The following is a 9,161-nucleotide window of genomic DNA, read 5'->3' as shown; positions in this document are numbered from 1 at the left end:
TAGTACTCTTATTTCTAAAAACAGTAAAGTGCCGGCAGAACAAAAGCAAGCTAACAGCGAAGTAGCAGCTAGTATTAGCTATTTAAATGAAAGTGAAAGCACTAGTGCTAGTTCTTCAAAAGCTAGTACAACTACTAGCAAAGTAGATGCAATTGATATCTTGCTGCAGCATCCAAAAGAACGTTCAAAACGAGTGTATCGAGGATTTTATTTTGATGATGATGTGTTAAGTATTATTGATCGTGTTCCAAAGAGTTATAAATCTGAATTGGTGAATGAAGCGTTAAGAAAAGTATTTAAAGAAAAGGGTTTATTAGATTAAAAAACTATACGACATGCAATCTGAGTTTTCTTGCTCATTTTACAAATAGGGTTTGCAAAAATGTAGGATTTGGTAGAAAATTAGACATAAGAAAAAGCCCTCAAGTTTTCGCGGACTCCGAGGACTTCTTCTTACAAATTATTTAGGAAGGAATTAACCTTCTTTTTTGAATTCATTATAGATACATTCTATCACAAGGGGTTATATTCTTTCCAGTGAAAATTGGAGGAATACTAAGTGAAAAAAGCTTTAGACCAAGCAGAAAAAAAAGCAAGAGTACGAGATTCAAGGATTGAAGAACTAATTGGTCAGGCAGAGGTTGGTTTGTCAGCAGATCAACAGAAAATGTTATTACAGATTTTACATAATACTACTGGAGAAGATTATTTTATTGGTAAACGTAAGAAAAAAACTGACGGGGTGAAGTTTGTGCAGATGATCACTGAAAATATTGATTATCTATGTGAAATTGGCTATCTGACTCAGGCTGAAAAAGCTTTTTTGTTTGAGATATCTAGATTTCTTGAGTTCAAATCCAATGTAATAGTTGAGAAGAACGTTGAAGATGAAGGTAAACCATCAGCAGCTTCGCCAAGTTATTTAGCAAAGAAGTTAAATAAAACTAGAACTTCAGTATCAAAAATGATGAATGAGTTACTAGATAAAGGTATCTTAGGAGTAGCAGAAACAGGAGTAACAACTGAAGATGGACGAATTTGTAGTTCAAGAACTTGGTTTGTTAATCCAAATATTTTATGTAATGCACCTAAAGATGAGGTAGATAGAGCAACGCAGCAAATATTTTCAAAAGCTCTTAGAAATATAAAAGTTGGGGAAGCCAAAAAGAAACATAAATTACCTATTTATCTATTTTAACTGCAAGAATACTCTTGCAGTTTTTTTTTGTTTGTGTTTTGGATAAAATTAGGTGTTAAAAAAATTTAACACAGGTGTTAAATTTTTTTAACACCTAATCTTCTATAAACATTGATATAACAACATTCTTGTACTTCTCTCTTCTCACTCTATATAAATAGCAATTCGCTGATAGAATTGCAAGGGTCTTTTTATATTTTTTTCGTTAGAAAAAACAAATCAGAATGGCTATTTTCCATACAAGGTTCGAGTAGTATTTTTTAAGAAAAACGCTTAAAAAATCTCCACTCTTTTCTCCTTGCATTTCAAATTTCGGCAGGGTTGGTTATATCGCCAAGCCGAACATACCCAAAACGAAGTTTAAGATGATCGGCTTGTGACGGCCATTATATCTGCCGAACCGCCAGATCAGACGGCCATAGTTGGTAATTTTACTGAAAATAGATTACACAAACGGGGACTAGTCCCCGAACCCCTAGCCAGCACGCCACCCCAAAACGAACGGGGGTTGCACGGGTAAAGTTATAACTCGAAATTAGAGTCATTGGCATGCACGGGGGGCATGCATCTGTTTTTAATATAGATATGATTTAATAAAATAGAACAGTCTATAAATGCTGATATATCAGTGCTTGCATGGGGTTGAACGCCCCCCGTGCAAGCAGAAAAATGATGTGCATGGGGGGCGTTCTTTGTTATTCTTTAAAGGACATTTTAGATGAAAAGTATAACTATTTATATAACTATGCGTGCACGGGAGGGAACGGCATGTCAGATGCAAAGCTTGGCCAAGAGCCAGCTTATTGGACTAGTGAAGTTGCAAAGAAACTAGAGGTGTCAGATAGTACTTTAAGAAAGTGGTGTATTCAATTAGAGACCACAGGTTATAAGTTTGTTAAAGGCGAGAACGATAGTCGGGCTTTCACTAAACATGACTTAAACGCTTTACAACTATTTAAACAGATAGTAAAAGTTCAAAGAAAAACCAAAGAAGTAGCATCTTTAGAAGTTGTTGAGCGCTATGGTGCACGGCAAGGAACGCCCCCCATGCAACCTGCACAGATGGCCGTTCAGGCCCATGAATTCAAAGATAAAATTGATGATATGGCTCAAAGTATTGAAGAAATAAAAAAGCAATTACAAGAACAGATGGAATTCAATAAAAAGCTAGTAGAACGTATGGATCAGCAAAGCATGAGTCATATACGTGAAATTCAAGAAACAAGAAAGCAACTTGCTGCTGCTCAAGAAAAAAAGAAGTGGTGGGAATTTTGGAAATAAAAAAAGACTGCTGATTATTTAGCAGTCTTTTTTTATTTAAATGATCTGTTTCCGATCACATCTTACTCTCTACTTTAATTATAACCCTATTTGAAAATTATTTATAGACTGTTTTTTCACTCATGTCCGGCCTTATACTGTTATACGCAAGTCAAAAAGTATAAAGGGTGTGGCTATATGAATGACAAGAAAAATGTCTTAGATCCTGGTCCGTTTTTTCATGGTACTAAAGCAGAACTAAAGATTGGAGATCTGCTTGAGCCGTTGTATTTATCTAATTATCAGGATAAAAAATCTAACCATATCTATTTTACTGGAACATTAAACGCTGCTAAATGGGGTGCTGAGTTAGCAAGATCTAATTCAAAAGAGAGAATTTATGTTGTAGAACCATTAGGCGATTTTGAAAATGATCCAAATTTAACTGACAAAAAGTTTCCTGGAAACCCAACACGTTCTTATAGATCTAAATCTCCTTTAAAAATAGTGGCTGAGTTAAGTTCATGGGAAAGACACTCTGATGAAGAAATAAATTATATGCTTACGTCTTTGAAAAAGTTAAGTGAAGAAGGAAAAAATGTAATATACGATTGAGTCTGACGTTATTACAACAATATAAGTTCCTATATTACGAGCGGCATGTACTATGTTTTTCATAAGATATAAAAAAGTTTCATTAAAAAATGACACCTTTAAGGTGTCTTCTTTTATGTAGCATAGTATATCGCATATGGTATATGTGTCTTATGCTTATTACAGTGGCCGTTGTCAGCTTCTTGAAAAAACAAGAATTAATCAGCTGTAATTTTCAAGATACTTTTAATAGTTACATTTGATTACGCTAGTAATCATGTAGCTATTAAGAAGTTTTTTCTCTTCTTCTCCTGTTTGTATTTATTTTTTGGCGGCCGCAGGGATTGAGATTTTAAAAATATTGTTACGAACGTGGGAATATACATGTAGCATACATACGATGAAGGCCGCCTTATAGGATGATGCATAATGGGTGGCCTTTGCTGTGACTATGACTCAAAGGAGGAAAACTTTATTAGTAAAAATAAAAGTTTTCTACTGATTGCTGTGGTTATTAATATTGCTATATGGATTTTCGTTCAGGAACAAATGACAAATGCCAAAGTGGAACAGCCCATTCTATCTATTGATCAACCTACTATGTGTAAATGAATGATGTTTATTTTAAAAGCAAAAGGATATTCTTTTGCTTTATTTGTTATGGCGGCCAAGTTATTATGACCTATTGTTAAGTGAGCGTATTGGGTGCGAAGCGGCAGCCGATACAATGCTTTTCATAAATAGATGCTTTCAGGACAAACTAAGCGATATGGTTTAGTTGCTACGGAGGTAAATGATATGAATAAGCAAAATGATAATAGATTGACCTCTTCGGAAGTCACAAGTCTGTGGGTTCAATATATTAGGGAGACCATGGCTATTTGCATTAGTAAATACGTAGTTAAAACAACAAAGGATCAAGAAGTTGCTTCTCTATTCAATTATTGTATGGATCTATCTACTCAACATTTAAAATTCGTAAAGAAAATTTTAAAACAAGAAAAAGTCCCTTTACCTACTGGATTTACTGATAAAGACGTAAATCCTAAAGCCCAATCGTTATTTACTGATACATTTTGGTTGCATTACATACATGATATGACTACCCATGGCCTCTCTGGCCATACGCTATCTTTTAGTGGAGCAGTCAGAAGAGATATTAGAGACTTTTACTTTCAGTGTACAAATGACGCTATGAACGTCTATAACCAATCTGTTGATATTCTGACGGCCAAAGGGCTTTATGAAAAAGACCCATACTTTTTTGTATCTAAGCAAAGTGAATTAATCGATAGCGTAGAATATGCAATGGATATTATAGGAAAAACGAGGCCGTTGAACTCTATGGAAGCCGGGAATATCTACGGTAACTTAAGAAAAAGCATTGTAGCCAAAGGCTTACTTCTTGGTTTCCAACAAGTAGCTACTGACAAACCAGTCAGAAGCTTCATGGAAAAGGGGCTAAAAGTGCTAAACAAGCATATTGATATCTTTTCATCGATTTTACATGGAGAAAACCTACATACACCAAGCTTGTTAGATAAAGAAGTTACTAATTCTAAGACGTTACCTTTTTCTAATCGTTTACTACTATTTCATGCTGGTTTTATGTTTAACTTAGGAATGACCTATTATTCAAACGCTATGGCAACAAGCATGAGAATAGATATAATAGGCCGTTGTGAAGAAGCTATTCTTGGAGATATAAAAGTCTCTACAATTTGGGGAAATCTCATGATTAAAAAAGGATGGCTCGAAAAGCCGCCACAAGCTAATGATAGAACAGAATTATAACTGACTATTAATATTTTGTATTTTCTAAGGAGACATTAAGTATGATTTATTAAATAGGAGGCATCTTAGAGTGACAAAACATCCAAGAATTTGGTTATGGAGTATCATGCTTGTACCTTGGCTTAGTCTACCCTTTCTAGGCAAAAAATCGATTCGGCGTTTTTTTGCAGCTAGTTTATTGATAACTTTATCAATTCGATTAGAAAGTTATATAGCAGAAAACAGAAAATGGTGGTGGTTTTATGAACGATTGTTTCCAAAAGCAAGAGGAGAAACGCCACTATTATGGGGCCAATATTTAATCGGATCTATGTGGATTCTAAAATATACGTATGGCCACTTTTTAAAATATTTAGTTGTAAATTTCTTTACAGATTTGTTTTTTATTTTTCCTTTTTCAAGTTTCCTGAAAAAGTTGGGAGTCTTTTCATATGTAAGATTAAGTCGTCCTCAAGTGATGATCATATTTTTTGTAAAATCACTACTTTTATACGGTTTTCAATTTATTAAAGAAAACTTCACATCTGCTAACGGTATTAGACTTAAGGGAAAGAATTAAGTATGTTGGTATGTCACCAAGTCGCGCCGTAAATGCAGTAATAGCAAGGATTTTTGAAGATGACGTGTCAGAGCATGACACACAAAAAACGGTGGCATATCATGAGCCATAACAATAAGTTAATGAATGGAAACTACTAAAGGCCGCCGCATAATGATACATAATGGGCGGCCTTTGTTATGAATATAAATTATGGTATAAAATTTATAACCATTCTTCCACCGACTGTTATCGTGCCGATAAGAAATAAATAATAGGAGGTGTTTTAAATGTCAAATAGATTATTAGTTGTTCTTGCTATGATTATATTTATAATAAACTTTGTAGTATCACCTATGTTTTTCAATGAAACTCCCAATTCTTATGGTACCTTTATAGGCTTAATTTTACTAAGCATATCTCTTATTTCTTTAATTGATCAGGTAAATAAAAATAAAAAGAAGTGAGCAATGTTTGGCCATTGTCAATGGTAAGCGGACCGTAGGGAGCATTAAGGAATTGACAATGTCACTATACCAAGACCCTCTTGGCACTCAAACAAACGCGTTTGTTTGACGCCAACCGGCGAGGGAGCCCCCTCAAAAAGTGAGGGGGTTGGGGGAGTTTTTTAGATGGGGTTAAGGGGAAGAGTTCCCCTTACAGGTAGTGGACTGCGTCCACGGTCTTAAAGAAAAAGGGCATCCGTTTAGGATGTCTTTTTTCTTTTTGGCGGAGCCAAACACAGGGAGGAACACCGACCGTCACCTCGTAGAGCGCGCTCCCAATTTTATCGAAGATGAAAAATTGGTGTAGTGCGTTACACCAAATATAAAGTTGTGGTATGATAGACCCAAGTATAGTGGTCGAAACGGGGGATTGAGGGATGGCCAAATATGGGATTATCCGCATGCAAAAGTTCCACAAAGACGCAATATTGGGGATCCAGAAACACAACCAACGAGAAGGCGAGAACAGTAAAAATAAAGACATCGATTCAACCAGAACGATGCTCAACTATGACTTGGTGAACGAGGACAAAATTAAGTATCATGAAGAAATTAAGAAGATGACGGCCACCCGTGTGAAACGAAAAATTCGGAATGATGCGGTCCTGGTGGCAGAGTTCTTTGTGTCGGCCAGTCCGGAGTATATGCATGCGATGTCGCAAGACGAGCAGCGTAAATATTTTGAAGCATCACTGGATCATATTTCTGGTAAGTATGGCCAGCAGAACATGTTATATGCCGTGGTACATAACGATGAAGCTACGCCACATATGCACGTGGGGTTTGTTCCGATCACAGATGATCGGCGCTTGGCGGCGAAAGAGTACTTTCATGGCAAAACGAAAATTCGTAGAATCCAAGATGATTTTCACAACTACATGAACAAACGTGGCTATGATATTGAGCGTGGCGAGCCAAGCGAGCTGCAGCATAAAAGTGTTCATGAGTTTAAGAGAGAAGAACGTGAAAAAGAGCTAAAGCAGTTGGATCAACAAGTGGCTTACATGAAAAAAAAGATTCGACAGATGGATAGTTTTGTTGAAATGAAAACAGCACCACCCGTTGAGATACGCAGTGAGAGACGTATTGAAGAGTTAAGTAGCCAACCTCTTGAAGTCGAGGCGGCCAAGACTGTCATGGGTTCCAAAGTAAAAGTGGAAGAAGCAGATTTTTATGAGCTTATGAACCTAACAAAAGAGCTGCAGCAAACATTGGCGGCCGAGCATGAGCGCACGCATGCATTGAGTCACGAGGTGGATCGCTATGAGAAAGAGAATAAAGCATTAAAGCATGATTTAAGTGAAACAAAGCAAGAATTAGAGGTTTATGTGGCGGATCAAGATGGCCAAGTAGAAAAAGCCAAGAAACAAATGCGCCAGAAGCTTGTCCGTGACTTTTCAGCTGAACAGAAGGAAAATGTAAAAGATGAGGTTAAGAGAGAACTAGATACCCAATATAAAGCTCATATAGGCTCTCTCAGCGATGATTTAATGATTGAGAAGCAGAAACATGAAAAAACAAAAAAAGAGCTTGTAAAGGAAAAAGAAGTGAATGAGAGCTTAACGAAGATGAATCTTGGTTATATAAAGGATTATGTGCCAAAAGAAGACCTTGATTATGCTAATAGGCAGGTTCGTGAATTAAAAGAAGAGAATAAAACATTGAAAGCCTGGAAGGAAAAAGCGTTAAATTGGATTGATCAGAATGTGGAGAAGATGAAACAGATTTCATTTTTTCAATACGTACGTGGGATTGGAAAACAATCAAAACAAAAAGATCAAGACTTAGAACGCTAAAAAGGAGATATGAAGTTGAGTAAAATGAAAACGATACTCTTACTTATTGCTTTTGCAGTGGTAGCTGGTTATGATATTTATTTATTGTTGAATGCTTATAACTACGGTTTTTCTGGTCTATAAATATAGTTAAAGCCATATAAAAAAAGCTATTTCAATCGTATTGGCATCGGAGTGAAATAGCTTTTCTTATTTTACAATTTACATTCAAGAGTGTTCTGGTTCGTCATGGATATCTTTATATGTGAAGTATATCACAAACTTTTTCAGTTGTGAAGATGAAAAGTGAAATTTGTATGACAAGTTTTAAAAACAAAAGAAGCAACCTCTTCTTTCTCATAGGAGGTTGAGATTGCTTTTTTGCTACGTTGAAATTTGTAAGAATAGTCTGATATTAACCTTATCATATTTTTCGTATGTAGGTTATTTTTTGAGAGGGTAGGTTTAATAATAAAAAAAATCCTAACTCTAATGGGCAAATCAGAGTTAGGATTTTTGCTGATTCTTTAACAGATTAATCCGTTAATAGATCATCATCTCAATATCAATACTAACAAATTTTATTTGATGATTCATTTTAAAAACGTATGTAATTATTGGTAAATGAAATATGTGTTGGTAGGTGTACATATGTATAAAATGTGCACTTCTTATACATTGTTTTAATTGATTTGATCAATAGAATGCCTATTCTATCAACGATGTATAAAAAGATGCATATTGCTATAAAAGTGGCTGTTTTAAATCCCTTGCGGCGCAAGGGATTCTTTTTGTCGTGTGTTCCGGAAAGAGTGATTATGTTAACTACCTTTGTATATCTTATACAGCTTAAAAATAGAAAAAACCACCTTCTCTCTAAGGTGGTTTTTTCTTATTACACGACTTTATCCAATGACACCTATTGGCATCTTGAGTAGTTTGCTCAAATTATAAAAACATATTCGATTTTGAAAGCAAAAAAGCCACTGGACCTAAACAGTGGCTTTTTGTTCGTTCAATGCAGAAAATGAACAAAACATATTGCATATACAATGTTTTGTCGTTGTTCGATAGTATACCATGCGAAATAGCTTCTATAAGAGTTGATACATTTATGTATAGAAAATGAAACATCTTGTAGCATTGTTGAAACATTGTTTATTAAAAAATAGGATCAATTTTGCTTTAAGCTAAGGTTGTTACTTCTGATAAAAGGTTTTATGTTAACTAAACGTCATAACGAAGAACAACCTACTGCTCCTGTACAGTAGGTTGTTCTTTTGGGAATATGAATATGAATTTGTAGTGGTAGATGCCTCACGGCATCTTGGATAGTTTGCTCATGTTGACTTGCATTATTCGTTTTATAGCGAAGTAATAGCAGGAAATATTACTTTGCATTTGAATACTATTACTATAATTCTAAAACGAAAGTGGAGGTTAGTATGATGCTGGTAAAAAAGATGTTAAATGGAATTATGATGAAAGAAATCACG

At 35.2% G+C, this 9,161-nt stretch carries 8 protein-coding genes and 1 pseudogene; all 9 read left to right on the top strand.

Annotated elements, in window-relative coordinates:
- Window positions 1-322, top strand: a pseudogene (locus tag AC2YJL_RS27460) (HTH domain-containing protein); the annotation flags it as partial.
- A gap of 237 nt (window positions 323-559) precedes the next feature.
- Window positions 560-1,198 carry a MarR family transcriptional regulator gene (locus AC2YJL_RS27455; protein ID WP_028410424.1) on the top strand — a complete coding sequence of 213 codons (639 nt, stop codon included), beginning with the start codon at window positions 560-562 and terminating at the stop codon, window positions 1,196-1,198.
- A gap of 768 nt (window positions 1,199-1,966) precedes the next feature.
- Window positions 1,967-2,479, top strand: a complete 513-nt coding sequence (locus AC2YJL_RS27450) for a DUF3967 domain-containing protein (RefSeq protein ID WP_028410425.1) — start codon at window positions 1,967-1,969, stop codon at window positions 2,477-2,479.
- Between the two features lie 177 nt (window positions 2,480-2,656).
- Entirely contained in the window at window positions 2,657-3,073 is a 417-nt protein-coding gene (arr, locus tag AC2YJL_RS27445; RefSeq protein ID WP_098334782.1) for an NAD(+)--rifampin ADP-ribosyltransferase, read from the top strand.
- Window positions 3,074-3,481: 408 nt separating this feature from the next.
- Window positions 3,482-3,664 (top strand): hypothetical protein, encoded by a 183-nt coding sequence (locus AC2YJL_RS27440; RefSeq protein ID WP_025753634.1) that lies wholly within the window; start codon window positions 3,482-3,484, stop codon window positions 3,662-3,664.
- Window positions 3,665-3,850: 186 nt separating this feature from the next.
- Window positions 3,851-4,846 (top strand): DUF3231 family protein, encoded by a 996-nt coding sequence (locus AC2YJL_RS27435; RefSeq protein WP_487375082.1) that lies wholly within the window; start codon window positions 3,851-3,853, stop codon window positions 4,844-4,846.
- Window positions 4,847-4,916: 70 nt separating this feature from the next.
- A complete protein-coding gene (locus AC2YJL_RS27430) occupies window positions 4,917-5,405 on the top strand; it encodes a hypothetical protein (protein ID WP_051421160.1) in 489 nt (162 codons plus the stop codon).
- 269 nt (window positions 5,406-5,674) lie between these two features.
- Entirely contained in the window at window positions 5,675-5,851 is a 177-nt protein-coding gene (locus AC2YJL_RS27425) for a hypothetical protein (RefSeq protein ID WP_176526498.1), read from the top strand.
- Between the two features lie 416 nt (window positions 5,852-6,267).
- Complete coding sequence (gene mobV, locus AC2YJL_RS27420) at window positions 6,268-7,686, top strand: MobV family relaxase (RefSeq protein ID WP_487375081.1); 1,419 nt, start codon at window positions 6,268-6,270, stop codon at window positions 7,684-7,686.
- Window positions 7,687-9,161 lie beyond the last annotated feature (1,475 nt).

It is taken from the genome of Priestia sp. SRI_019, from assembly GCF_057586255.1.
Note: the sequence above shows the minus strand (reverse complement) of the source record. Positions and strands in the feature narration are given on the sequence as shown.